A 24,152-nucleotide genomic window follows, 5' to 3' on the forward strand; every position below is an offset into this window, starting at 1 on the left:
GCCCTACGGCGTCCCCGTCGTCAGCATCCGCTTCACCTGGGCGCCGATCGCCACCGCCGCGATCATCAGCAGCAGGAAGAGCAGGCCCAGGCCCGCCATCTTCATCTTCGTGCCCTTGTCCGGCGGAGGCGTGGCCATGAAGGTGGAGCTGGCCGCCGCCAGCCGCAGCACCTCCTCGCGCCCCCGCTGCGCCATGGTGTCCTCGGGGTGGCGGGCCAGCCGGATGCGGTACAGGCGGCCCAGCGCGGCCAGCTCCCCGCGCTCCGAGGCCAACGCCAGCACCTTGTCGTGCGCGCCCTTGCTCTCCCACAGCTCCACCACGCCCAACCACGTGGAGGCCACCGCCCCGGAGGGCCGCGACTCCTCGGGCCGGAAGCGCGCGTAGTCCAGCCCGCAGTAGGGGCACACCACCGCGCCGTCCTTCTTCACGCCGATGCACTTGGGGCAGTAGCCCGCCGGCGGCATGAAGGGATCCTCCGACGACGAGGAGAAGGAAGAGGACGGAGCGGCGGGCGCCGAGGCGTCCTGCACCAGGCGCAGCTGGACGCCCGAGGCCTTCGCCGGCACGGGCTCCGGGACCGGCGGCACCACCGTGGTCTCGCCCCCGCCGCGCTGCTGCACCTCCGAGAGCCGCAGCACCATCAGGTTCGCCGCCGCCGTCTCCGACATGGCCAGCCGGGGCCTGGACGGCGCGGGCTCGGGGGCCGGGGCCTTGGCCGCCACGGGCTCGGGGGCCTGGAACTTCGTCACCACCGGCTCGGGCACCTGCGGCTTCACCCCCACGGGCGCCGGGGCGGGCGTCTTCGCCGGCTCGGCCGCCACGGGCACGGGCGTCTTCTCCGGCCCGGACTCCTTCGACTTGCGGCGGCTCTCCCGCGCCTCGTTCTCGATGGCCGCCAGCAGCTCCGCCGGCACCGAGACGCGCCGCGTGGGCTCGTTCTCGATGGGGTCCGGCTCGGCCTCGCTCTCGCCGAGCGCGATGACGGGCTCGGACGACTCCTCCGCCTTCGAGGCCTTCGACTTCGCCGGCTTGGAGGCCGCCGCTGCGCCTGGCTCCTCCACCTGCTCGGGCACGCTGCGCATCTCCACCTTGCAGCGCGAGCATTTGACCACGAGCAGACCGTCCTCCATCCGGAACGACGCCGGTGGAACGAGCCGCTCGCAAGCCTCGCAGAAGTACTTCACCAGATCTCCATTCGGATGGGCACGGGCATGGCACACCCCACCAGCGCGAGGAAGCATACCGCGCAGACCAGCTTCCGCCCGAGTCCCAAAGGCTCGGCTGGTCGGGTGACCTCCGGGTGACCGAATCCCACCACCTTCGTGGCCACCAGGAGCCAGGGGCCCCAGGTCACCGTGTAGAACAGGGTGAGGAAAAGCAGCACCAGGGCCATGGCCTTGCCCACCCACCGGGCGTGTCCGCCCCAGAGGGCGTAGGCGAGGTGTCCACCATCGAACTGTCCCACCGGGACGAGGTTGAGCAGCGTCACCAGCAGGCCGAACCAGGCGGCAATCACCACCGGGTGCTCCTGCAGGCCCTTGCCGGGGGGCAGCGGCCCCAGGACGAGCCACTTCAGCCCGCGCATCAGCAGCCCGTCCCCGAAGATGAGCAGGGCGTGCTGGGGGAGGGCGTCGCGGGCCGGGGAGGCCGGGGCCAGGGAGAGCTTCACCTGGAGCCACTGGAGGAAGTCCCCGCCCAGACACCAGAGGGAGGTGCGGCCCGGGAAGGAGGAGGACACCGGGGGCACGTCCACCACGGGCGAGTGGGCCAGGCCCCAGAGGAGGAAGGGCAGGGCCACGAGCAGGCCGGCCAGGGGCCCGGCGGCGCCGATGTCCACCAGGGCGTTGCGGGTGGGGATGCGGCCGCGGATGCGGATGACGGCGCCCAGGGTGCCCACCCCCAGGTAGGGCAAGGGGATGAAGTAGGGCAGCGACGCGTCCACCCCGTGCACGCGCGCCAGCAGGTAGTGCCCCATCTCGTGCGCCCCGAGGATGGTCAGCAGCGCGACACTGAAGGTCAGCGCCTCGGAGAGGCGGGCGCTCCACGGCAGCGACGCCCCGAGGAAGAGGTTGTCGAAGGTGAGCGAGGTGGTGCCGACGGTCAGCACGAAGAGCAGCAGGTGCAACCAGGGGCGGTTGACGACTCGGGCGGGCGCGCTCTCCATGGAAGGGAGGGGGTAGCCACGGCGGGCCGGTATTTCAATGCGGCCCGGCCCCCAGTGGGCGGAGAAGGGGGGTTGGAAGATCCATTGCTTGACTTGAAAGGTGCCTTTGCTACGACGGCCCGGCAGCTTGAAGACCCATCGACCTGTTGGGGGCCTGGTCTACCGAATGGTCAGTGCGCCCCAGCGTCCAACCGGAGGGAAGCACACGATGAAGAAGGCCATTGTTTCGGCGTTTCTGGCGAGCAGCCTGGTGGCGTGCACGAGCGTGGAGACCGCGGTGGTCTCGGGCAACGAGGTGTCCGCCGCGGGTGGCGAGCCGATCGCCGTCATCCAGGGCACCGCGCTGGGCCTGACCGCCATCTTCCACGTGATCGACCTGGTGCAGAGCGACCTGGACACCGTGGTGAACAAGCTCCTGGTGGCCGAGGCCAAGGCCATGGGCGGCAACAAGGTGCAGCTGCTGGGCGCCTCCACCACGCCGCGTCACGGCATCTTCGCCCTCACCGGCACCATCCTCAGCCTGACCTACTCGCAGGCGACGGGCGTGGCGGTGAAGTAGTCAGCCACCACCGTTTCCACGGTAGTGTGCGAGGGCCCCCTGGCGACAGCGGGGCCTTCTGCTTTTTCAGCGCCCTCCCGAGCGCCCCTCTCCGAGTCCCATGTCCGTCCGCCCCCTGTCCCTGCTCCTGCTCGTCCTCGCCGGCTGCCGCCGGGGTGAGGACTCGTCCACCCTGCTCGCCGACGCCCGGCAGCGCCTGGCCGCGCGCGACGGCAAGCTCACCAGCTACGCGCTGGCGGGCACCGCGCGCGAGGCGGGCCAGACGATGGACTTCCAGTTCGCCTACCGCGCGCCGCGGAAGATGCTGGGGACGCTGGGCACGCCGGCCGTGCGCGCCTTCGCCTGGGACGGGGAGCACCTCTTCGAGCGCGACGACGTGGCGAAGAAGTTCCGCACCTATGAAGGGGGGCTGGGGCCCGGGGAGCGGGCGGGCGTGCTCACGGCGCTCTTCGCGCCCTTCGCGCCCGAGGGCTTCCGCGTGCCGCTGCTGCCGGGCCAGGGCGTGAGCGCGCGCCGGACGCAGCACCCCCAGGGCCCCGAGGCGGTGGAGCTGACGGTGAAGCCCGCGGGCACGGACGTGGAGGTGACGTACGTGCTGCGCTGGCCGGCCATGGACTTCCTGGGCAAGCGCACCCGGAGCGGCGGGGACACGGCGGAGCTGCGCGTGGAGGAGGAGCACTGCGAGCAGGCTCTCGGCCTGTGCGTTCCCAGGCGGCTGACACAGTGGGGCGGCGGACAGCAGGTGGCCGAGACGTCCCTGTCGCGCGTGGAGCTCAACCCCGCCCTGCCCGCGGAGACGTTCTCGCTGAGCGCGCCCGGGGGTTACGACGTTGAGACGAAGACGCTCGCGGCGCTCGGCGGGCGGTAGGGGGCGCTCGCGCGTCCGGACGGGGTTGATGGCCCCGGGGAGCGTCCCCACCTTCCCCACCGGGAAGGAGCGCGAGGTCATGGCCCTGGTGGAGAACGTCATCTTCGATGTGGATGGCACGCTGGTGGACTCGGTGGACGAGCATGCCGAGGCCTGGAGACGTGCCTTCCTGGAGTTCGGCCGCGACGTGCCCTTCGCGCACGTGCGCAGCCAGATTGGCAAGGGCGCGGACCAGCTGATGCCCGTCTTCTTCACGGAGGACGAGCTGGAGAAGTTCGGCCAGGAGCTGAGCGACTTCCGCTCCACGCTCTTCCAGCGCGAGTTCATGCCGAAGCTGCGCCCCTTCCCGCGGGTGCGCGAGCTGTTCCAGCGGCTGCGCAAGGACGGGCTGCGCCTCGCGGTGGCCTCCAGCGCGAAGGGGGACGAGCTCGAGTTCTACCTGCGCCTGTGCGGCATCCAGGGGATGCTGGACGGCGAGACGTCGAAGGACGACGCGTCGAAGTCCAAGCCGCACCCGGACATCTTCGAGGCGGCGCTGGAGCGGCTGGGCCGGCCGGATCCGCGCACGGTGGTGGTGATTGGGGACACGCCCTACGACGCGCTGGCGGCGAGCAAGGCGGGAGTGCCCACGGTGGGCGTGCTGTGCGGAGGCTTCCCGGAGGAGGATCTGCGCACGGCGGGCTGCCGCGCCATCTACGAGGACCCGGCGGACCTGCTGGCGCACTACGAGTCCTCGCGAGACACCTGGCCGTGGGCCGCGGACGCGGTGGCCGCCGCCAAGGACGAGGAGCCGCGCTGACGGCTACGCGAAGCCGAGCTCCGTCAGCAGGGGCTCCAGCGCCGCGCCGAGCCCGTAACGGTTGCACACGTCACGCAGCCCGGCGAGGTCCAGGAGCTCCCGATTGCGCTCGAGGAGCTCGAGAACGTCGTTCGTCGACTTTCGCCCTCCCGCGTAGAGCTTCAATGCGATGAGGTAGGGCAGGCTGACGACGCGCAACGGGCTCTCTGGGCTCAGCTCCACCTTGGCTTCGAGGAGGGCTTCCCGGGCCAGCACGGTGCAGTCGCGCGCTCCTGGCCAGGGATTCTGGAAGTTCACGACCTCCACCAGGTCGAAGTCATCTCCTGTGACTCGCAGCACTCCACCGAGAGAATCGCCAGCATCAGGAGGATCGAACGCGACCTCGAACCCCTGTCGGCGGAGATCCTCTTCCACACGACGCATCGTCGGGAACGGATTGATGTTGATCGCCAGGTCGAAATCTTCGGTGTAGCGAGGGCAGAGGTGAACGGCGAGCGCCGCGGCACCAATGACCGCTGATGGGATCTGATGCTGATGCAGGGTCTCGGCAATCCGCTCAGCCACCTGGATGGTGCGCTCTGCCCGATCGATGGTTTTCGAGTCACTCACTTGCGAGTCACATCTCTCAATTGGGGACGACCGGCTGCTACGCCCATGAGACGAGCACGCTCCTTGAGCGAAAGCGCCAGGATGACGCGCTCTCGAGGAGTCATCGCCGCCAGGCGCTCGAACTGACGCCTCCGCGCCGTGTCAGCACTCTTGCTCGGCCTGGCACCGTACAGTCCACGCTGCTCCCGGGGGTCATCAGCGTCCACGCTCATCTCTCCCTGCACACCTGACTCAAGTGTAAACACCCCGGGAGACCTCGTAAACGCGAACGGCGCGAATGTCCATACGGGTCCGCAAGCATATCTACCCGAAATCACAGCGGAATCCGAAGGGCTCCCCCCTGCGCGGGCCCACCTGGAAACGAGCGGAATAATCCCGCCCGCAACCAACTCGCGGGACCCGGGTTCATGGGACCGAGGCCGAACAACGGCCCTCGGAGAGAACCCATGAACCGCACCACGCCCTACCGCCGTCTGCTCACCGCCGCCCTCTGCTTCACCCTCCCGCTGGCCACCGTGGCCTGCAACAACGCCGCGCAGGAGGAGGAGCTCGTCGTCGGCGAGGTCTCGGCCTTCCTGTCCACCTCCGAGGAGTCCGGGGACATCGGCGCCGACGCCGTGGCCGATGCCTCCACCGAGGCGCTCACCTCCATGAGCGCCGAGGACGTGGACACCGCCACCGAGCCCACCACCGACGAGCCCGGCATCTGTGACTTCAGCGCCCGCCGCCAGGAGGTGCTGCAGAAGTACGACGCCAACCAGGATGGCTCGCTCAACCGCACCGAGCTGAAGGCGCTCAAGGACGACCTCGCCGCGCAGACCGGCTCCCCGCGCTTCCTCCGCGCCGGCATGCGCGTCCGCCACTGGGCCTTCTGGCGCGTGCGCTGGGCCTTCGACGAGAACGGTGACAAGGCGCTGTCCACCGAGGAGCGCACCGCCCTCGTCGACGCCATGGAGGCCCGCTGCGAGCGCCTCCGCCAGCAGGCCCTGGAGAAGTACGACACCAACAAGGACGGCACCCTCGATGAGGCCGAGCGCCAGGCCGCCCGCCAGGCCCTCCGCACCGCCTGGGAGCAGAAGCGCCAGGCGCTGCTCGCCGAGTACGACACCAACGGCAACGGCATCCTCGAGCTCACCGAGCGCGCGCAGCTCCGTGAGGACCGCCTCGCCGCCGCGCGCGCCCGCCGTCAGGCCGTGCTCGAGCAGTACGACACCAACAAGGACGGCCGCCTGAGCCCCGAGGAGGCCCTGCCCCTGCGTCAGGAGCTCCAGCGCCGCATCATCGAGGGCCAGGGCGCCCACTGAGCTCAGCACCCCTCGCTCCCTCGCCTGCCCTGGGAGGGAGGCGGCGGGGATGGCCAGACGTACACTGTCCTCCTGGCTGCCCTGATCGCTCGTGCGCACCCTTGCTGGTAATGGCCGACGAAGCTTCTCCAGAGGTCGCACTCACGGAGCCCCCCAAGCGCGGTGCCCTCGACGAGGGGCCCGCGCTGCTCGTCGTCAACAGCAAGTGCCGCATGGGCAAGGAGGCCTTCCCGGCCGCCCGCGCCGCGCTCGCGGCCCGAGGCATCCCCCTGGTGGCCTGCCACCGGCTCTCGCGCCAGAAGCACATGGACCGGGTGCTGCGCGAGGCCCTGGACGCCGGAGTCCGGCGCATCTTCATCGGCGGTGGGGATGGCACGTTGAACGCCGCGGTCCAACGGCTGCTCGGTCGCGACGTGACGCTGGGCGTGCTGCCGCTGGGCACGGGCAATGACTTCGCGCGCTCGCTCGGCATCGCGCCCACGCTCGAGGCCGCCTGCGACGTCATCGCCGCGGGCTACACGGCGCGCGTGGACGTGGGGCTCGCCAACGGACGGCCCTTCCTCAACGCGGTGAGCCTCGGCCTGGCCTCGGCCATCGCCCGGCGGCTCACGCCCCAGCTCAAACGGCGCGCCGGCAAGCTGGCCTACCCCGTGGCCGCCGTCGCCGAGCTCTGGGAGCACCAGCCCTTCCACGTGCGCATGACCACCGACCGCGGCGAGATGGAGCTGGACGTGCTCCAGCTCGTGGTGGGCAACGGGCGCTACCACGGCGCGGGCAACGTGGTGACGCCCGAGTCCCGCCTGGATGACCGCCGGCTGGATGCCTACACCATCGCCGCGCCCTCGGCCGAGTCCGGGCGCGAGGGCACCGGACTGGGCCACGTGCAGGACGTCTCCACCCTGGCGCGCATCGCCCTGTCCCTGCGCCGGGGCGAGCACGTGAGTCACCCGGCCGTCACCTCGGTGCACAGCACGCACCTGTACGTGGATGCGCGGCCCGCGCAGGACATCAACGCGGATGGGGAGATCATCGGCCACACGCCGGTGCGCTTCGAGCTCGCCCCCGCGGCCCTGCGCGTCTACGCGCCCGCGCCCACCCCGCACTGAGCCGGGATTTCGGCGCACGCCGGTTTCACGGGTAGTCTCTCCGTGGGGTGTCATCCCTCCCCGCGGAGAAGCCCGTGCGCCAACGTCCCCTCTTCCCGCTCCTCGTGGCCGCGGCCCTCTCGGTGGCGGCGCTCCTCCTGCTGTGGCTCCGCCCCACGCTGGGCGAGGAGACTTCCGGCACGGCGGCCGTGGGCCCTCGGGCCACCGCTCGCCCCGGCTCCACGGGCACCCCGCCGGCCCGCGCTTCGCCCCGCCCCACGCCGCCGCTCGACATCCCCGCGACGCTGGCCGATGGCAGCTTCGTGGTGCGGGTGAGGGCCTCGGGTGCGCCCGTGCCGGGAGCGAGGGTGCGCGCCTGGTTGAAGGGGCCAGAGGACGACACGGGCCAGCCCTCGTGGCGCCGAGCCGGTGAGGGGACGACAGCGGAGGACGGTACGCTGCGGCTGCCGGCGGCCCCGGGCCTCTACCTCCTCAGCACCCAGGCGGAGGGCCACGCTCCCGCGCGGCGCGAGGTGCCCCGGCACCGGGGCGAGCCCGAGACGGTGGTGGAGCTGTCCCTGCCCCCAGGTGCCTCGCTGCGAGGGCGCACGGTGGCCGAGGGCCGCGGAGAGCCGGTGCCCCTCGCCGAGGTGACGCTGCGCCCCTACACCGAGCCGGGAACCCCCTCGGCCCAGGCCCACGCGCTGCCCGAGGAGGTGGCGGTAGCGACGAGCGATGCGCGGGGGCACTTCGGCTTCACGGGGCTCGCGCCGGGCCGCTACGCGCTGGTGGCGGAGGCGCCGGGCTTCAGCCGCCGGACGATGCGCTTCGTCGCGGTGCCCGCCTCGGGCGAGCTGGAGGTGGGGCTGTGGCCGGCCTCCACGCTGGAGGGCTTCGTGGTGGGCGCGGACGGACAGCCAGCGCGGGACGCGGAGGTGCGGGTGCTGGGCGGGCCCACGGACTTCCGCACCACCACGGGCGCGGGTGGAGGCTTCTCGCTCGAGGTGTCCAGCGGAACGTATTGGGTGGTGGCCCGCAGGGGCGGACAGGTGGGGCGAGCACCGGGCTTCATCATCGTGGGGCCAGGAGAGACGGCGCGCGACATCACGGTGCGGCTCGGGGCCTCCGGGCACCTCGCGGGCACGGTGACGCGCGTGGCGGACGCCGGGCCCGTGGAGGGCGCATGGCTGGTGGCGAGCCCGGCCGGTGCGGGCGGAGAGCTGGGCCGCGCGCGGACGGACGCCTCGGGCCAGTACGCGCTGGAGCTGCCGCCGGGAGACTACGACGTGCGGGTGCTGGCCCCGGGCCACACGGACACCTCGAGCCGGGGGCTGGTGGTGGAGGCGGACCGGTACACCGTGGCGGACTTCCGCCTGGAGGGCACCGCGTCGGTGGAGGGCACGGTGGCGGATGGACAGGGACGGCCGCTGGGCGGCGTGAGCGTGCGCGCGGGCCTGCTGCGTGGCGCCTCGGGCGAGGAGCTCTACACGCGCACTGACGCCGAGGGCGCCTTCCTGCTGGAAGGACTGCCGGTGGGCACGGTGCGGGTCCAGGCGAAGCAGGACGCCTCGGCCGTGTGGACGAGCCGCACCACGCAGCTGGCCTCGGGCGCGCGGGGCCGGGTGGACTTCACGCTCGCGGAGACGGGAATGGTGCGGGGCCGGGTGACGCAGTCCTCGGGCGCGCCGCTGCCCGAGCCCGCCGTGGTGCGCGCGATGGCGAAGGAGGGCTCCGGCGGCCTGGTGGACATGGGCCTCGCCGAGACGGACGCCGAGGGCCACTACCAGCTCGAGCTGCGCGCGGGCGTCTACCAGCTCACCGCCGTGCTGCCGGGAGCCCGCTACACCTACCACCACGTGGATGACCCGGCGGTGACGGTGGAGCCCGGCGCCTCGGTGACGATGGACCTCACGCTGCTGAACGAGCGCGGGCTGCACGGCGTGGTGCTGGAGCCCTCGGGAGCGCCGAGCCCCGGGGCCCTGGTGGTGGCGACGCAGGCGGGCGACTTCCCCTTCTCCATTCCCGTGGACGCGGACGAGCAGGGACGCTTCGGCGTGCCGCCCCACCCCCAGCCCACCACGCTGACGCTGCAGGCGCACAACGCGGGCCGGCTCAGTGTTCCCCTGCCCATCCCGGAGGGCGCGGGCGAGCTGAAGCTCCAGCTCCAACCCGCGGCCACGCTCCGCGGACGCGTGGTGGCGCGCAGTGGCGCCGCGCCGAGCGGCTTCACGCTGCGCCTGCTGAACGCGGACGGCTCGGTGCCGGCGTGGGCCCGAGACACGCAGCGCACGTTCCCCGGGAGCGAGTTCCTGCTCACCGACGCCCCGGGACAGCCGCTGAAGGTGAGCGTGCGCACCACGGACGGGCGCACGGGCGAGGCACAGGTGACGCTCTCGCCGGGACAGCGCGCGGAGGTGGAGGTGCCGCTGACGGGCGGCGCGGCCTCCATCTCGGGGCGCGTGGTGTGGAGCCCCTCGGGCGCACCGGCTTCGGGCGTGGGCCTCTACCTGGACCGGGCACCGGGCTCGAAGGCCGATGCGTACTCGGGACCCGACGGCCGCTTCCGCCTGGAGGACGTGACGCCCGGGGCGAACACCGTGCAGATGCTCGCGCCGGAGGGGAGGGCGGAGACGCGCACCGTGACGGTGGCCGCGAGCGAGGCGGTGGACGTCGGCGACGTGCAGGTGACGGCGCGCAAGGCGAACGCGGGCAGCGTGGGCGCGGGCTTCAGCGACAACCAGGGGCAGGTGTCCATCGCGTGGCTGACGCCGGAGGGCCCCGCGGCCCGGGGAGGCGTGCGCGTGGGGGACCGGCTGCTGTCCGTGGATGGGCAGGTGGTGCGCAACCGTACGGAGGCGGAGCGCCGCACCCAGGGCGCGCCCGGCACACCGGTGCAGGTGACGGTGCGGCGCGAAGGCGGCGTGGAGCAGACGCTGCTGTTGACCCGGGCGGATTGAGCCCTGGGAAACATGTGCTGACCACGCGTCAATCTCCCCTCACCCTCCGGGAGAGGGAATATTCAGGAACTCCAGGGCCGTCTCCCGGAAGCGCGGGGCCATCGGACCGAAAACAGGGACATGTCCCGCGTTCGGCACCACCCACAGTGCCGCTCGCGGGATGGCCGTGTACATCTCCACCGCCAGGTCCACCGGATACAGCGGATCCCTGTCCCCATGCACGATGAGCGTCCGGGCGGAGATCGTCGACAGGTACGGCGGCGTGAAGTTCATGTCGTCATGGCTGTCCTTGAGCGCCCGCATCTGCGCGTACAGCGCGCGGATCTGCTCATCGCCGTGGACGTGCTTCTGCCGCAGCAGCGTCCACTCCCCATCGCTCAAGGTATCGGCGGTGCTCCGCGCCATGAGCGCCCGGGCCTGCGGGGGAAAGTACGGAGTCGCGCTCACGAGCACCATCGCGTCGACGCGTGACGGCTGAGCGGTCGCCACATGCAGCAGCGTCTTGGCCCCCATGCTCATCCCGATGGCCTTGAAGCGCTCGATGCCGAGGCGATCCATCAACGCGAGTACATCCCCCGCCACCTGGCGGAAGGTGAGCGTCCCGGAGGGATTCGTCGAGCGTCCGTGGCCGCGCAGGTCCGGCACGAGGGTCCGGTACCCCTCGAGCGGCGCATCGAACACGTAGCGCCAGTCACTGCCCGCGCCCGTGCCGCCGTGCAGCAACACCAGCGGCTCGCCCTCACCGCGAATCTCACAGTGCATCTCGATACCGTTGAGCTCGAACGTCCGCGCCTCGTGCATGCGTGCTCCTCGATTGCAGTGCCAGGAATCGAACACCTGGCCAGACCATCTCATTCCAAACACATATCATCCATCCCACGGCGTCAAATCATGTCAGACTCCGCCCCGAGAATCATCGCCAGACATTCCCTCGGGGTGCTCCATGGCGAAGGCGCAGACGAGGAGATCCTCCAGCCCTCGGGGGCCATCAAGCTCGTCAATCCGCAGGCCGGCCTCGCCTTCGAGCTGTCGGGCCCGGATGCCCAGGCCGTCACCCAGCCGCCCGCGCCGCGCTTCGACAGCAAGCGGGCCGCGGCGGAGATGGGCGAGCTGTACTGGATGGCGCTCGCCCGCGACGTGCCCTTCTCCAGCTACGCCTCCGAGGCGGCCATCGCCAACAGCATCATCGAGCGCGCCATCCGCTCGCTCTCCACCGAGCTCCCCTTGTTCGGCGGCACGCCCACCGTCACCGCGCAGAACCTCTTCCGCGGCATCTTCCCCGGCGAGCAGGTGGGGCCCTACGTCTCCCAGTTCCTCTGCAAGGGCAACAGCGACCCGCGCAAGCCGGACGGCCAGGGGCGCGACGCCGACGAGGGCTTCATCACCTACGGCGCCCAGGTCATCGACCAGCGGCAGTGGACGGTGAAGGGCTTCCCTCAGGTGGGGGCCACCGCCGACTACCTCACCCGCTTCACCGAGGACTGGCTGCCGGTGCAGAACGGCCGGGATGACCGGGGCAAGGACCAGTTCGACACCACGGGCCGCCGCTTCATCCGCGACCTGCGCGACGGGGCCAACTTCGTCCACTTCGACCAGGTGGTGAACGCGTACCTCAACACCGCCTTCCTGCTGCTCTCCGAGCCCCTGGGCAACCAGCTCGCGGGCATGGGCGCCAGCCGGCCCCAGGTGGACAAGGAGTTCCCCTGCGACCAGGGCAACCCCTATGACCCGCCGGGCACCGCGGGGGACTCGCGCACCCAGGTGGGCTTCGCCACCTTCGGGCCCATCCACCTGCTGCAGCTGCTCATCGAGGTGTCCGGGCGGGCCGGGCGCGCCGTGTGGTGGCAGAAGTGGGGCGTGCACCGGCGGCTGCGCCCCGAGGAGTACGGCGGGCGCGTCGACAACCACCTGTCCGGCCGGCGCACCTACCCGCTGGACACCTCCCTCCTCAACTCGCTGTCCACCGGCGTGCTCAGCCCGTACTTCTCCGAGCGCTGGGGCTCCTTCCTCCTCCCGCAGGCCTACCCCGAGGGCGCTCCGCTCCACCCGGCCTACGGCGCGGGCCACGCCACCCTCTCCGGCGCGTGCGCCACCCTCCTCAAGGCGTACTTCGATGACACCGCGCCCATCGAGAACCCGCTCATGGCCAACGCGGATGGCACCGCCCTGGTGGCCTACACGGGGGCCGACGCCGCGCAGATGACGGTGGGCGGCGAGCTCAACAAGCTGGCCGGCAACATCGCCCTCTTCCGCAACGCCGCGGGCGTGCACTGGCGCACCGACTCCTGCGAGTCCCTCCTGCTCGGAGAGCGCGTGGCGCTCGGGCTCCTGCAGGAGATGAGCTTCACCTTCAACGAGGGCGACGCCTTCTTCCAGCTCACCCGGTTCGACGGCACCCGCGTCCGCGTCTTCGATGGGCGGGTGGAGCCCTTCTGACGCAGACGCATGGGGCGCCCCCCGTCTCGGCGACGGGGGCGCCGGCCCGGCGCGGACGCCTCAGATGCAGCCCTGGTTCGACAGCCAGGTCACGCCCCGGTTCTTCTCGTTCGTGCCGTTGGTGCCGCCGTAGTCCACGTTCTGGAAGGACAGGGCCACGGAGCTCCCCGTGGACTGGTTGCGCAGCTCCATCGTCATGGTGTTGGGGATGAGCGCGGTGGAGTTCGGGTAGTTCGCGCCGATGTAGTAGCGGATCCGCCCGCTCGGCAGGCTCCCGCACTTGGCCGCCTTGTTCTCGAGCGTCACCCAGTTGCCCCGGTTGAAGTTCGCATCCTGGGGCACCAGGTTCGCCCGGCCTCCCCAGCCCCCGAGCTGCGAGCCAATCATGTGGCCGCCGTCATAGTCGTTGCTGGGGTTCTCCGCGTCGCCCCACTGCCCCACGCTCAACTGGCACGAGTCGATGCGCGCCGCGGCGGTGATGGGCGGCAGGTACTTGTACGCCCGGCTCGGCCGGCCCGAGCCGTCGATGAGGTAGTACTCGCCATCGAAGTTGTGCCAGATGTTCCGGTCCGCCGTCGGGAAGTACTTCGGACAGTCGCTGATCGCCATCTCGGTGACCCGCGGGCGGACCACGTACCCGATGCCGTAGGGCTTCAGCGCCTCGCGGATCTCCTCCTCCGTGTGGCTCTGGAAGAACGCCATGAGCCCGTCCGGGCCTCCGAAGTCCTGCTCCATCTGGCTGGCGACCCCGTCGCCCCCCAGGTCCGTCGTCGAGACTCCACAACCGCCAAGCAACAGGCCAGACACCACCGCGAGCGAGAGCGTGTTCAGGGGGCGCATTCTTCCGGGTCCTTCCTCTGGGGGGGGTTCGTTGCGGCCTCTCGACTATCGAGAAAATGAGAGCCGGATTGCAACGATTGCGGGAAAGATGTGCCAGAAACTGATTATGCAAAAATCACACCGAATCTCCATTCCCGGAAGAATGCGTCCCCCGCGGCGGCCCCGGCGCATGCGAGCTTCCCATCACACGGGAGGAGCAGCCGGAGGGGGGGAGCAGATGACGATGCAGTGACGCCCTTGTGCTGGTGTCGGGAGGAACCCGTCCGGACGCAACCGCTGCTTGCCCCCCGGCAAAGGAATGGTGCTCCCATGAAGATCAACGACGCCCCCCGCACGCCCACGCTTCGCCCCCAGACGCCGGAGGCGCCCGCGCCCACCGCGCCGCCGGCTTCCCCCACGACGGCCACGGGCTCGCCTCAGCAGGTGCGCAATACCGACGCCTTCGTCGCCGCCTCCACCACCCCGGCGGCCCGGCTCCTGGCCGCCGCGCCTCCGGCCCAGTGGACGCCGGCCCCCACCCTGGACAACGTGCGCCGCGGGGGCGGACAGGTCCTCCTGGGGCCCGGCATGGAGGGGGAGTCGGTGCGAGACCTGCAGCGCCTTCTGGGCCTGCCCGCGGCCGAGCAGGATGGGAAGTTCGGTGAGGCGACGCGCGCGGCCGTGCGGACCTTCCAGCAGTCCACCGGCCTCAAGCCGCCGCCGGGCCAGGACGGTTACGTGGGGCCCACCACCCTCCAGGTGCTGGAGAAGGCCGCGGCCAGCGGCGCCGTGGGCGGCGGGGTGGACCTGAACGCGCAGCTGCGCAGCCCGGACTCGCTCATCTCCCGCGCCATCGGCCACGCCGAGGGCAACCGGGCGCTCGATGGCAGCCCCACCCAGGCCTATTACGGCCACACCGACCCCGGCAACGGCGTCCACAACCAGGGCACCTTCTCCTACCAGCACGGCGCCTCCTCTCCGCAGGAGGCGGATCAGAAGCAGCTCGCGCGCTTCCGCGAGCAACTCCCCAGCTTCGAGTCCGCCGCGCGCGCCGCGGGGCTCGACCCGAGCAATCCGCTGCTCGCCGCCGCCTACTTCGACACCTTCACCCAGGCGCCCCTGGCCGCCAACGGCCCCGGCGGCTTCCTGGATCAGCTGCCCGAGCTGGCGCGCAAGGGCGTGACGCCGGAGAACATCGTCGAGGTGCGGGTCCAGTCCTACTATGACCCGGCCACCGGCCAGCTGGATGCGCCCGGCTTCGGCAACGACGTGGACCGGCTGCGCGCCGACCAGCTCCGCCGCACCGAGGCGCTCGCCGCCGTCGTCAGCCGGGAGGCCCCGGGCAACACCTCCCGCCCGCCCCCCACCACCCAGGGCCCGGCCCCCACCCCCGCGACCCCAGGCACCACCCAGTGGAAGCCGGCGCCGTCACTCACCGACGTGGCCAACGGCCAGGGCGTGCTGAGGCAGGGCATGCAGGGCGAGAGCGTGGCGGAGCTGCAGCGGATGCTCGGCGTGGAGGCGGACGGCAAGTTCGGCCAGCAGACGGCGGAGGCCGTGTCGAACTTCCAGCGGACCCGGGGCCTCGTGCCACCTCCGGGCATGGAGGGACAGGTGGGCGCCACCACGCTGGCGACGCTGAAGAAGGCGGCCACCGCCGGTCCGGTGACGGGCAACGTCAACCCCAACCACCCCATCCTCCAGCGGCTGGCCACGGGCCCGCTCAGCAATGGCGCCACCAGCTCCTGCGTGGCGACGACGCTCGAGAACATGGACGCGCTGGGCGTGCCCAACTTCCCGGGTGGCACCGCGGCGGACCCCAACAACCCGCGCGGCGCCATGGTGCGAATGATGCGGGAGGCCGGCTGGGTGTCCGTCCCGCTGCCCGGCTCGCGGCAGGAGACCATCCACAGCCCGGCGTTCGGCACCGTCCAGGCCCACGTCATCCCGGCCGACGCGTACGAGCGGATGGCGCAGGCGGGGCAGATTCCGAGCGGCGCCCTCATCTTCCAGACGCGGCACGGCTGGGACTACAACGACGGCCCGTATGGCAACGACATGGGCATCGTGCGCGACGGCGGCCGGGTGACGCACAACTACGAGCCGATGCCCCCCATCATCTACGGCGACGCCAAGGACGTGGTGCTGCTGGTGCCTCCGGGTGCCCTCCAGTAGCACCCTTCAACGGCCCTCCTCCGCCGCTCCTCCTGGGGCGGGGAGGGCCGGTGGAGGGGTCCGAGACCCCGTCCGGACCCCCGTGGGGCTCAGACCTTGTCGAGCGCCATCGACAACACCTGGGCCGTGAAGTTCACCAGGGGGATGATGCGCTGATAGTTCATGCGCGTGGGCCCGATGACGCCCACCGTGCCGAGCACCTGCTCGCGGCTGCCGTAGGGGCTCGCGATGACCGTCACGTCACCGGCCGAGGAGAACTCGCTCTCGGTGCCGATGAAGATCTGCATCTCCCGCGCGCGCTGCACCCGGTCCAGCAGCGACAGCAGCTTGTGCTTCTCCCCGAGCGCCTTGAAGAGCGCGCGCATGCGCTCCACGTCGGCGAACTCGGGCTGCTCCAGGAACGAGCCGGTGCCCTCGATGAGCACGCGCTCGCCCGTCTGCAGGTCCGTGGCGGCCGCGCCCAGCTTGAGCGCCTTGGACGTCAGCGCGTTGTAGAGCGCCTGCTCCTGGTCCAGCTCGGTGCGGATGCGCTCGCGCGCCTCCTCCAGCGTCACCTCGTGGAGCAGCTCGGAGAGGTAGTTGCTCGCCTTGAGCAGCTCGTCCGAGGTGATGGGGAAGTCCACCACCAGCAGCTTGTTGTGCACCTGGCCGTTCTGCCCCACCAGGATGGCGAGCACCCGGTCCTCGCGCAGCCGGACGAATTCAATCCGCTGGAAGATGGCCACGTCCGGGCGCGGGGTGACGACGACTCCCGCGTGCCGGGTGAGCGAGTGCAACAGGCGCGAGGCCTCGGACAGCAGCTCCTCCATGCCCGACTCGTGCGCCAGCCCGGCGTGGATGAGCTCGCGGTCTCTCGGCGCGGGATCCTTCAGCCGCACCATCGTGTCCACGTAGAAGCGGTAGCCCCGATCCGTGGGAACGCGGCCCGCGGAGGTATGGGGCTTCTCGAGGAAGCCGAGCTCCTCCAGGTCCGCGAGCACGTTGCGCAGCGTGGCGGAAGAGACGTCGAACTCCGCGCGGCGCGCCAGGTGCTGACTGCCAACCGGGCCGCCGGTGGAGATGTATTCCTGAACGACAGCGCGGAGGACTTCCTTCTCGCGCTCTCCCAGTAGCTCCTCGGACATCCTTGTCTCACACTCCCCAACGACGACGCTGCACCCGGACTGGGTGAAGACGTCGAGAATGCCCTGAAACATTAAGAAGGTGGAGGGCACGGTTCAATCCCCCGCCCTCCCGGCGGCAGAGCGGGCAGCCCCCGCGAGCCCATACCTGTCCCCACACGGCTCAGGGCCGCCGGGCGCGGCAGGCACGGTCCAACTCATTCATAAGGCCGGGCTCCAGGGCGCGCGTCGTCCGGGGGGACAGTGTCCGGAAGTGTCGGCACCGCTCCTCGGGGTCCTTCTCCTGGCGGAAGTAGCGGGCCATGACGGCGGCGGCCTCGTCCACGCGGCCCTGCTTCAGGTGGAGGCGCTGCAGCGCGAGGTATGGCTCCACGGGCACGGGGTTCTCCTGAATCTGGCGCTCCAGCTCCTGGAGGGCGGCGGCGTCCCGGCCCTGGCGCTCCAGCTCCACCGCGCCCTCCAGGCGGGGCGAGCCGGCGCAGGCGGCCCGGAGCTCCCCCAGCTGCCGCGCGAAGCGGGCGCCGATGCGCTCGTAGGGGTCGAGGTCCACGGCCTTGAAGATCTGACAGCGCTCGGAGCGGGGCTCGTTGCCGGTGGCGTCCCAGACGGCGTCGTACACCTGGGCGGCCTCGCGCACGCGCCCGGCGGCGGCGAGCCTGTCGGCGAACTGGATGTCCTCGAGGGCGACCTCGCGGCCCTCGTAGGGGCGGACCGAGAGGTGGGTGCGGTACTCGCGCACGGCCTCGTCCACCTGGCCCTGGGTGAGCAGCAGCCCGGCCAGGTCCTTGTGGGCCTCGGGGTGCTTGGGGGCCAGGGCCAGGGTGCGGCGCAGCAGTTGGATGCGGGTGTCCGGGTCGCGCGTGAGGACGCTGAGCCCGTAGTAGGGCCGGGCATCCGGGACGCCCAGGTCCACCAGCTGCTGGTAGAGCTCGAGCGCGCGCTGGCGGAGACGGGTGCGCTCGGGAGAGCCCTCGGGCTGGCGGAAGGCCTGGTTCCAGACGGCATCCGCGAGCGCGAGCTGCGCGTCGAGCTGGCGCGGGTCCTCGCGCACGACGGCTTCCAACTGGCGCACGGCCTTGTCGCACGTGGCGTCGTCGAAGGCCTCGGCCTGGCAGCCCTCCTGGTGGAGCCGCAGCGCCGCCCGGGCCGCCGGAGAGACGGGGGCGGGCACGTAGCGGGGAGGCGCGACGGCGGAGAAGCGGCCCGGAGCCGGAGCGGGGGCCGGAGTGGGAGGCCGCTGGGCCCACGCCGCGGACGCGGACGCCAGGAACACGCAACAGGCGAAGAGGGGCAAGCGAGGGGAAGCCATGGGCACGATTCCTTTCCGGGCCTCAGCGCTGGACATGGACGTGGTCGGCGGACGGGCTGTCGCACGCGAGGAAGAGGGTGGCGCCGCGCTCGGTGAAGGAGTCGCGCTCGCCGACGACGGTGTCTCCGGCGGCCTCGACGATGCACATCAACTGCTGAGGCGTCTTGCCGGGGATGGACATGCGGCGCGGGTCGATGTCCAACGCGCTGCCGCGGGTGTGGCGGCTGTTGAGGGTGGCCGAGCCGGCGGCGCGGTTGCGCTGCGGGTTGCGGAAGGCGCTGCTGACGAAGTCCTCCAGCTTCACCTGCGTCTCGCGGTTGTTGGCGCGCGTGTCGGCGATGCCATTGGCCCCGGCGAGGATGGAGCCGGCGCACCGTCCACCCACGCGGGGGCCCGAGCAGACATCATCCCCCTGGGGGTCCGTGTCCCCGAGCGCGCCCACGGTGAGGATGGGCGCTCCGGGCGACACCACCACCGTCGCCGATGTCAGGCCGCGCGTGCCCACCGGCTTCTCCTGCACGTCGTTCTGCAAGAGGGCCCGGACGCGCTCGTCCATCTGGTCCAACAGGCGCGAGAGCCCGCCCGCCTCCGCCTCGGCGATGACGGTGTAGTTGCCGGTGTTGAGCACGGGGCGGCCCGGAATGGAGATGAGGGCGCGGCCCGGCTGGAAGCGCGTGCCGAAGTCCACGTACTCCTGGCGCAGCACATCGTCCTCCTCCTGGCGGAGGAAGGTGGTGGGGGGCAGACGGACCTCGAGCGTCTCCCCGCCCTCCAGGGGCAGCGAGGCCACCAGCTCGTACTCCAGCGGCGGGTTGGGCTCGCGGTTGCCCCGGGTGCCCACGCGCGAGCTGGCGCGGAAGACGGCCTCGGTCCCCTCCTTCTCGGCCGGAGTGGCGGGCCCGGTGTGAGGCCCCACCGGCTGGAGGCTCCATTGGATGCGCGACTCCAGCTCCCCGGCGTTGCGCACCCGGCCGCGCGCGGTGATGGGCTCGCCCGTGACGAAGGAGGTGCCCGAGGCCTCCGCGCCCTCGCCTTCCACGGAGACGTCGAGCACCTCCAGGACGATCTCCCTCCCCTCCCGCCGGGTGGAGTCCTGGCCCAGGGGCGCGGGCTCTCCGGAGCCTCCCGTGCCTTCCTCGCCTGGACGCTTGGAGCACGTACAACCCGCCAGCATCAGGGTGACGCAGGCGAACCACGCCCGCCAGCCCGTCCGGGTTCCACTCACGGTGTCTCCTCCCCGCGCCACCGTAGGGAGCCACTGCGAACGCCTCCATCGCCCCCCGGCGCGGGTGTCGCGGAACAGACTCGCCCGGCGGCGGATGTGAGGCAGGCAGCCGAGCACTGCCCCGCAGGGTAGGCCGAGGAATTACATCGCCGGGCCCGGAGCGCGGCGTTAAAAGCGCGGCGCCTTGTCCTCCGCCACCTCCTCGATTCCGGCCGCGGCGCTGCCCGCGGAGTCCACGCCCGCGGATCCCAACCGCGGGATGCTGCTGTTCTGCCTCTTCGCGCTCTATGTGGTGTGGGGCTCGACGTACCTGGCCATCCGCTGGGCGCTGCAGGGGGGCTTTCCACCCTTCCTCATGGCGGGCCTGCGCTTCTCGCTGGCGGGCCTCATCCTCTACACGGTGCTGCGGGTGCGCGGGTACGCCAACCCCTCGGCGCGCGAGTGGGGCGCGGGGGCCCTCATCGGCACGCTGCTGCTGGTGATGGGCAATGGCGGCGTGGTGTTCGCGCAGCAGTACGTGCCCTCGGGCGTGGCTGCGCTCGTGGTGGGCAGCGTGCCCCTGTGGGCGGCGCTCTTCGGCGGACTCTTCGGCCAGTGGCCGGGGCGCGCCGAGCGCTGGGGCCTGGCCATCGGCTTCTGCGGCCTCATCCTGCTCAACCTTGGCAGCGACATGAGCGGCAACGTGTGGGCGGCCTTCGCGCTGCTGGTGGGCCCCATCACGTGGGCCTTCGGCTCCATCTGGTCGCGCAAGTTGCCCATGGCGCAAGGGCTCATGTCCACCGCCACGCAGATGCTCACCGGCGGCGCCCTCTTCCTGCTCATCAGCTTCCTGCTCGGCGAGCGCCTCACCGCCCTGCCCTCGCCCCGCGCCCTCGGCGCCTACTTCTACCTGGTCTTCTTCGGCTCGCTGGTGGCCTTCAGCGCCTACGGCTACCTGCTGCGCAACGCGCGGCCGGCGCTCGCCACCAGCTACGCCTACGTCAACCCGATGGTGGCGGTGCTGCTGGGCACCTTCCTCGCGGGCGAGTCGCTGAGCACCTGGGGCATGCTGGCCATGGGCGCCATCCTCGGCTCGGTGGTGCTGCTCACCCGCGCGAAGCGCTGAAAACCCCGCCCGGACGGGCCCGGCCTCGAGCCCGAGTGTCATCACCTGGACGTGGCACCCCCGCGCACTGATGGGGCGCGGGCGGAGTGTCACGCCGTGCGCAGGTACCTCTTTCCTCTGGAGGGGCGCGTTCCTAGTGTCCGCGACGCCTTGGGACAACCACCCGGCGGAAAAGGACAGCGCCCCCTATGACGAACAAGACGGCGAAGGACGTGCTCTCGTACGCGAAGGAGCACGGCACGCAGATGGTGAGCCTGCGCTTCATCGACTTCATCGGCCGCTGGCGCCACTTCGCGGTGCCGCTGCACGAGCTCACCGAGGGCATCTTCGAGGAGGGCCTGGGCTTCGACGGCTCGTCCATCAAGGGGTGGTTGGAGATCCACAACTCGGACATGCTGGTGGTGCCGGATCCGAACACGGCGGTGATGGACCCCTTCACGCAGACGCCCACGCTGGTGCTGCTGTGCAACGTGAGCGATCCCATCACCAAGGAGCAGTACATGAGGGATCCGCGCAACATCGCGTCACGCGCGGAGAAGTACCTCAAGAGCACGGGCCTGGCGGACACGGCGTTCTTCGGGCCGGAGGCCGAGTTCTTCATCTTCGACGGGGTGCGCTACAGCACGGAGCCGCACCACATGTTCTTCGAGGTGGACTCCATCGAGGGGGCGTGGAACTCGGGCCGGGAGGAGCCGGGCGGCAACCTGGGTTACAAGCCGGGCTTCAAGGACGGCTACAACGCGCTGATGCCCACGGACGCGCACAACGACATGCGCGACGAGATGTGCCGGATTCTGGGGGAGGTGGGAATCACGGTGGAGCGCCAGCACCACGAGGTGGCGACGGCGGGCCAATCGGAGATCGACTTCCGCTTCGACACGCTGGTGAAGACGGCGGACAACCTGATGTGGTTCAAGTACGTGCTGAAGAACGTGGCGGCGCGGCACGGCAAGACGGTGACGTTCATGCCCAAGCCGCTGTACGGGGACAACGGCAGCGGCATGCACACGCACCAGTCCTTGTGGAAGGGGGGCAAGCCGCTGTTCGCGGGCGAGGGCTACGCGGGCATGAGCGAGATGGCGCTGCACTACATTGGCGGCATCCTGAAGCACGCGCGGGCGCTGGCGGCCATCTGCAACCCGACGAACAACTCGTACAAGCGGCTGGTGCCGGGGTACGAGGCGCCGGTGAACCTGGCGTACTCGAGCCGCAACCGCAGCGCGTCCATCCGGATTCCGATGTTCAGCGCGAGCCCGAAGGCGAAGCGGCTGGAGTTCCGCTCGCCGGATCCGAGCTGCAATCCGTACCTGGCGTTCGCGGCGCAGCTGATGGCGGGGCTGGACGGCATCGAGAACAAGATCGACCCGGGCGAGCCGCTGGACAAGGACATCTACGGGCTGTCGCCGGAGGAGCTCAAGGACGTGCCGAAGATGCCGGGCTCGCTGGAGGAGGCGCTGGACTGCCTGAAGAAGGACCACAAGTTCCTGCTGAAGGGGGACGTGTTCAGCGAGGACTCGCTCAACAGCTGGATCGAGCAGAAGCAGAAGGAGGTGGACGCCATCCGCCTGCGTCCGCACCCGATGGAGTACCAGCTCTACTTCGACATCTGAGCCAGAAGGCCCGCGAGCCAGAAGGCCCGCGAGCCAGAAGGCCCAGTGCCCCACGGAGCCCACTTCCCCTCTCCCCTCGGGAGAGGGACGGGGTGAGGGTATCGGGTCCCCCTGATTGCACACGAAGCGCATCCCGGGGAAACATGGGGTCACCCCATCGCCCCCCATGTCATTCCCACGCGAGTCCACCGTATTGAAGACCGGGCCGCTCACCACACCGGATGGCCGTTACATCGTGGTGGATGGGCAGCTCTGGAGGCGCTCCAACCCGACGCTCGGGCAGAAACAGCGGGCGCTGCTGGTGGAGGCACTGATGCACGCGAGGCGGGACGTGGGCCAGGCGCTGCGGGCGCATGACGCGGAGGCGGAAGCCGAGGCCCGCGCACGGGTGCACCGGGCGAAGGTGGCGCTCGGGGAGCGGGGGCCGCCGTGGTGGACGGATGGCACCCCGGACTTCAACCGCCGCCGCGTGGAGCACACGCCCTATGCCGAGTGGTTCCGCGCCCAGCGCGGACGTTGAAGCCGAATGCCGTGGCCCACGGCGGGCGCGCGGCCCGGGCCGCCCATGACTCACAGCGAGCAGGGTGTGGCGGTCTGCACGTTGCCGCTGGTGCGCAGGCGCGGGTCGAGCTGCGGCCGCGTGCAGTTCGCCGGGTAGTCCGTCTGGTAGTACACCCAGGTGGGCATGGGCTCGCAGGCGGAGGTTCCATCCAGCGTGTTGTCGCGGAACTCGTTCTGATACGAGCGGCACTCGGTGGCCAGGGTGCAGTCGGTCCGCTGGGCCGAGTCGCAGAACCATTCCGAGTACCCATGGCTGCCAGCCCGGGTGATGCGGTTCTCGTTGATGATGTTGAAGTTGGAGTAGTCACGCACGCGGATGCCGTCTCCCGACACGTTCTCGAAGACGTTGCGCTGGATGGAGTTGCGATCCGACTTGTGCGCGACGTAGAGGGCGTGGAGCAGGCCCGGGCTTGTCGCGTTGGTGATGTTGTAGAAGTGGTTGTTCTCGATGACGTTGTCGTCCGAGTTCACCAGCCGCACGGCCGCCGTGCTGGGCGCATGGCTCGTGGCGCCCGCCCAGCCATTGCCGATCCGCTCGAAGTAGCAGCCGTAGATGCGGTTGCCGCCGTTGTAGCCCGCGAGGTTGTCGCGCTGGCCGTTGAAGCTGATGGCGGTGTTGTAGCGCTGGACGCGGAGGTACCAGAAGTGCAGCTTCGACTGGACGCCGGAGGAATTGCCGAGCGTGAACCACGTGCCCTGCGTGCAGGCGCCGCTCGCCGAGGAGCACCCATCGAAGACGGGACGCACGGCGCTGGTCCCATCGGCCGGCATGAACTTGATTTCATGGCCCGACACGTAGCTCCAGGCCACGGTCTGCCCGTAGTAGGTGCCTGTCCCGATGCGCACCTCGGTGGGGCAGGTTGGGGCCGCGGTCCGGAGGATGTCCTGGACCCGGCTCAGGGTGAGCACGGGGCTGCTCGACGCGCGCCCGGAGTTGGCGTCATTGCCGCTGGTGGACATGTAGACGCGGAAGGGCCCGGCCCCACTGTTGGCGCTACAGGCCGTGGGATCCGCCAGCGTCGTCAGCGGCTCCTGCGCCAGGCGCACCTCCTCCACGACGTCAGCGGCGCCACCACAGGCGAGCGCCAGGGCCACGGGCAGCATCAGCCAGGGACGGCGCGAAGGAGTCTCATGAGAGGGCATGCGGAGTTCCAGGGAAGTGTGTTGGGAACGCCAACATACACTCCGAGGGGGGAGGTGCGGTTGCCGCTGAGCACGGCTCGTTCATCACTGCCGGAGCAAGCTGGCATACTCCCCAGCGGGCCCGACTCGAGCCTGCCCCTCTCGATTGATGGAAGGACGTGACGATGCGCTTGCGAACCTGGAGCGCGCTCCTGGTGCTGCTCACCGCCTGCGCGAGCGCGCCCGCCCCGCGGTCGATGGCACGGCCCCACACCTTCGCGCCGGCTCCCACTTCCAGCCCGCGCATCCAGCTCGTTTCCGCG

20 protein-coding genes are annotated in these 24,152 nt (G+C 70.9%); 11 read left to right on the forward strand and 9 right to left on the reverse strand.

Annotation, left to right across the window (positions count from 1 at the left end; genetic code table 11):
* Positions 1-3: 3 nt before the first annotated feature.
* Both VFZ09_RS19020 and VFZ09_RS19025 read right to left on the reverse strand, forming a co-directional pair.
* On the reverse strand, positions 4-1,185 hold the full coding sequence (locus VFZ09_RS19020) for a hypothetical protein (protein ID WP_329729022.1): 1,182 nt from the start codon (positions 1,183-1,185) through the stop codon (positions 4-6).
* Positions 1,182-2,165, reverse strand: coding sequence for a site-2 protease family protein (locus VFZ09_RS19025; protein ID WP_329729023.1), 984 nt, complete (start codon positions 2,163-2,165; stop codon positions 1,182-1,184). Before VFZ09_RS19025 ends, VFZ09_RS19020 begins: the two co-directional genes overlap by 4 nt.
* A 208-nt stretch (positions 2,166-2,373) precedes the next feature.
* Between VFZ09_RS19025 and VFZ09_RS19030 the strand changes: the two genes are divergently transcribed.
* From VFZ09_RS19030 to VFZ09_RS19040, 3 genes are all read left to right on the forward strand, one after another.
* Positions 2,374-2,724 carry a hypothetical protein gene (locus tag VFZ09_RS19030; protein WP_329729024.1) on the forward strand — a complete coding sequence of 117 codons (351 nt, stop codon included), beginning with the start codon at positions 2,374-2,376 and terminating at the stop codon, positions 2,722-2,724.
* Between the two features lie 100 nt (positions 2,725-2,824).
* Entirely contained in the window at positions 2,825-3,592 is a 768-nt protein-coding gene (locus tag VFZ09_RS19035; protein ID WP_329729025.1) for a hypothetical protein, read from the forward strand.
* An 85-nt stretch (positions 3,593-3,677) separates the two neighbouring features.
* Complete coding sequence (locus VFZ09_RS19040; protein ID WP_329729041.1) at positions 3,678-4,391, forward strand: HAD family hydrolase; 714 nt, start codon at positions 3,678-3,680, stop codon at positions 4,389-4,391.
* A 3-nt stretch (positions 4,392-4,394) separates the two neighbouring features.
* Here the strand turns inward: VFZ09_RS19040 and VFZ09_RS19045 are convergent, their stop codons facing one another.
* A complete protein-coding gene (locus VFZ09_RS19045) occupies positions 4,395-5,000 on the reverse strand; it encodes a hypothetical protein (protein ID WP_329729026.1) in 606 nt (201 codons plus the stop codon).
* 446 nt (positions 5,001-5,446) lie between these two features.
* On the opposite strand from VFZ09_RS19045, the gene VFZ09_RS19050 reads away from it, so the two are divergent.
* The 3 genes from VFZ09_RS19050 (at position 5,447) to VFZ09_RS19060 (ending at position 10,346) form a co-directional block, all read left to right on the forward strand.
* Complete coding sequence (locus VFZ09_RS19050; protein WP_329729027.1) at positions 5,447-6,304, forward strand: EF-hand domain-containing protein; 858 nt, start codon at positions 5,447-5,449, stop codon at positions 6,302-6,304.
* A 110-nt stretch (positions 6,305-6,414) separates the two neighbouring features.
* Positions 6,415-7,410 carry a lipid kinase gene (locus VFZ09_RS19055; protein ID WP_329729028.1) on the forward strand — a complete coding sequence of 332 codons (996 nt, stop codon included), beginning with the start codon at positions 6,415-6,417 and terminating at the stop codon, positions 7,408-7,410.
* A 74-nt stretch (positions 7,411-7,484) separates the two neighbouring features.
* Positions 7,485-10,346 carry a carboxypeptidase regulatory-like domain-containing protein gene (locus VFZ09_RS19060; RefSeq protein ID WP_329729029.1) on the forward strand — a complete coding sequence of 954 codons (2,862 nt, stop codon included), beginning with the start codon at positions 7,485-7,487 and terminating at the stop codon, positions 10,344-10,346.
* 39 nt (positions 10,347-10,385) lie between these two features.
* Here VFZ09_RS19060 and VFZ09_RS19065 read toward each other — a convergent pair whose 3' ends face one another.
* Positions 10,386-11,147, reverse strand: coding sequence for an alpha/beta fold hydrolase (locus VFZ09_RS19065; RefSeq protein ID WP_329729030.1), 762 nt, complete (start codon positions 11,145-11,147; stop codon positions 10,386-10,388).
* Between the two features lie 90 nt (positions 11,148-11,237).
* Here VFZ09_RS19065 and VFZ09_RS19070 point away from each other — a divergent pair, with 90 nt between their 5' ends.
* Positions 11,238-12,782: a hypothetical protein gene (locus VFZ09_RS19070; RefSeq protein WP_329729031.1), complete on the forward strand. Its 1,545-nt coding sequence runs from the start codon at positions 11,238-11,240 to the stop codon at positions 12,780-12,782.
* A gap of 60 nt (positions 12,783-12,842) precedes the next feature.
* Here the strand turns inward: VFZ09_RS19070 and VFZ09_RS19075 are convergent, their stop codons facing one another.
* Positions 12,843-13,622: a DNA/RNA non-specific endonuclease gene (locus tag VFZ09_RS19075; protein ID WP_329729032.1), complete on the reverse strand. Its 780-nt coding sequence runs from the start codon at positions 13,620-13,622 to the stop codon at positions 12,843-12,845.
* 309 nt (positions 13,623-13,931) lie between these two features.
* Between VFZ09_RS19075 and VFZ09_RS19080 the strand changes: the two genes are divergently transcribed.
* Positions 13,932-15,776, forward strand: a complete 1,845-nt coding sequence (locus tag VFZ09_RS19080) for a peptidoglycan-binding domain-containing protein (protein WP_329729033.1) — start codon at positions 13,932-13,934, stop codon at positions 15,774-15,776.
* 89 nt (positions 15,777-15,865) lie between these two features.
* On the opposite strand, the gene hrcA is transcribed toward VFZ09_RS19080, so the two are convergent.
* The 3 genes from hrcA to VFZ09_RS19095 form a co-directional block, all read right to left on the reverse strand.
* Positions 15,866-16,900: a heat-inducible transcriptional repressor HrcA gene (gene hrcA / locus VFZ09_RS19085; RefSeq protein WP_329729034.1), complete on the reverse strand. Its 1,035-nt coding sequence runs from the start codon at positions 16,898-16,900 to the stop codon at positions 15,866-15,868.
* A gap of 160 nt (positions 16,901-17,060) precedes the next feature.
* On the reverse strand, positions 17,061-18,206 hold the full coding sequence (locus VFZ09_RS19090; RefSeq protein WP_329729035.1) for a tetratricopeptide repeat protein: 1,146 nt from the start codon (positions 18,204-18,206) through the stop codon (positions 17,061-17,063).
* A gap of 22 nt (positions 18,207-18,228) precedes the next feature.
* Positions 18,229-19,431, reverse strand: coding sequence for a hypothetical protein (locus VFZ09_RS19095; protein ID WP_329729036.1), 1,203 nt, complete (start codon positions 19,429-19,431; stop codon positions 18,229-18,231).
* 184 nt (positions 19,432-19,615) lie between these two features.
* On the opposite strand from VFZ09_RS19095, the gene yedA reads away from it, so the two are divergent.
* From yedA to VFZ09_RS19110, 3 genes are all read left to right on the forward strand, one after another.
* Positions 19,616-20,536 (forward strand): drug/metabolite exporter YedA, encoded by a 921-nt coding sequence (gene yedA / locus VFZ09_RS19100; RefSeq protein ID WP_329729037.1) that lies wholly within the window; start codon positions 19,616-19,618, stop codon positions 20,534-20,536.
* 188 nt (positions 20,537-20,724) lie between these two features.
* On the forward strand, positions 20,725-22,146 hold the full coding sequence (gene glnA, locus VFZ09_RS19105) for a type I glutamate--ammonia ligase (RefSeq protein ID WP_329729038.1): 1,422 nt from the start codon (positions 20,725-20,727) through the stop codon (positions 22,144-22,146).
* A gap of 166 nt (positions 22,147-22,312) precedes the next feature.
* On the forward strand, positions 22,313-22,666 hold the full coding sequence (locus tag VFZ09_RS19110) for a hypothetical protein (RefSeq protein ID WP_329729039.1): 354 nt from the start codon (positions 22,313-22,315) through the stop codon (positions 22,664-22,666).
* A 50-nt stretch (positions 22,667-22,716) separates the two neighbouring features.
* Here VFZ09_RS19110 and VFZ09_RS19115 read toward each other — a convergent pair whose 3' ends face one another.
* On the reverse strand, positions 22,717-23,850 hold the full coding sequence (locus tag VFZ09_RS19115; RefSeq protein ID WP_329729040.1) for a right-handed parallel beta-helix repeat-containing protein: 1,134 nt from the start codon (positions 23,848-23,850) through the stop codon (positions 22,717-22,719).
* Between the last annotated feature and the right edge of the window lie 302 nt (positions 23,851-24,152).

The organism is Archangium sp. (assembly GCF_036277355.1).
GTDB lineage: Bacteria > Myxococcota > Myxococcia > Myxococcales > Myxococcaceae > Archangium.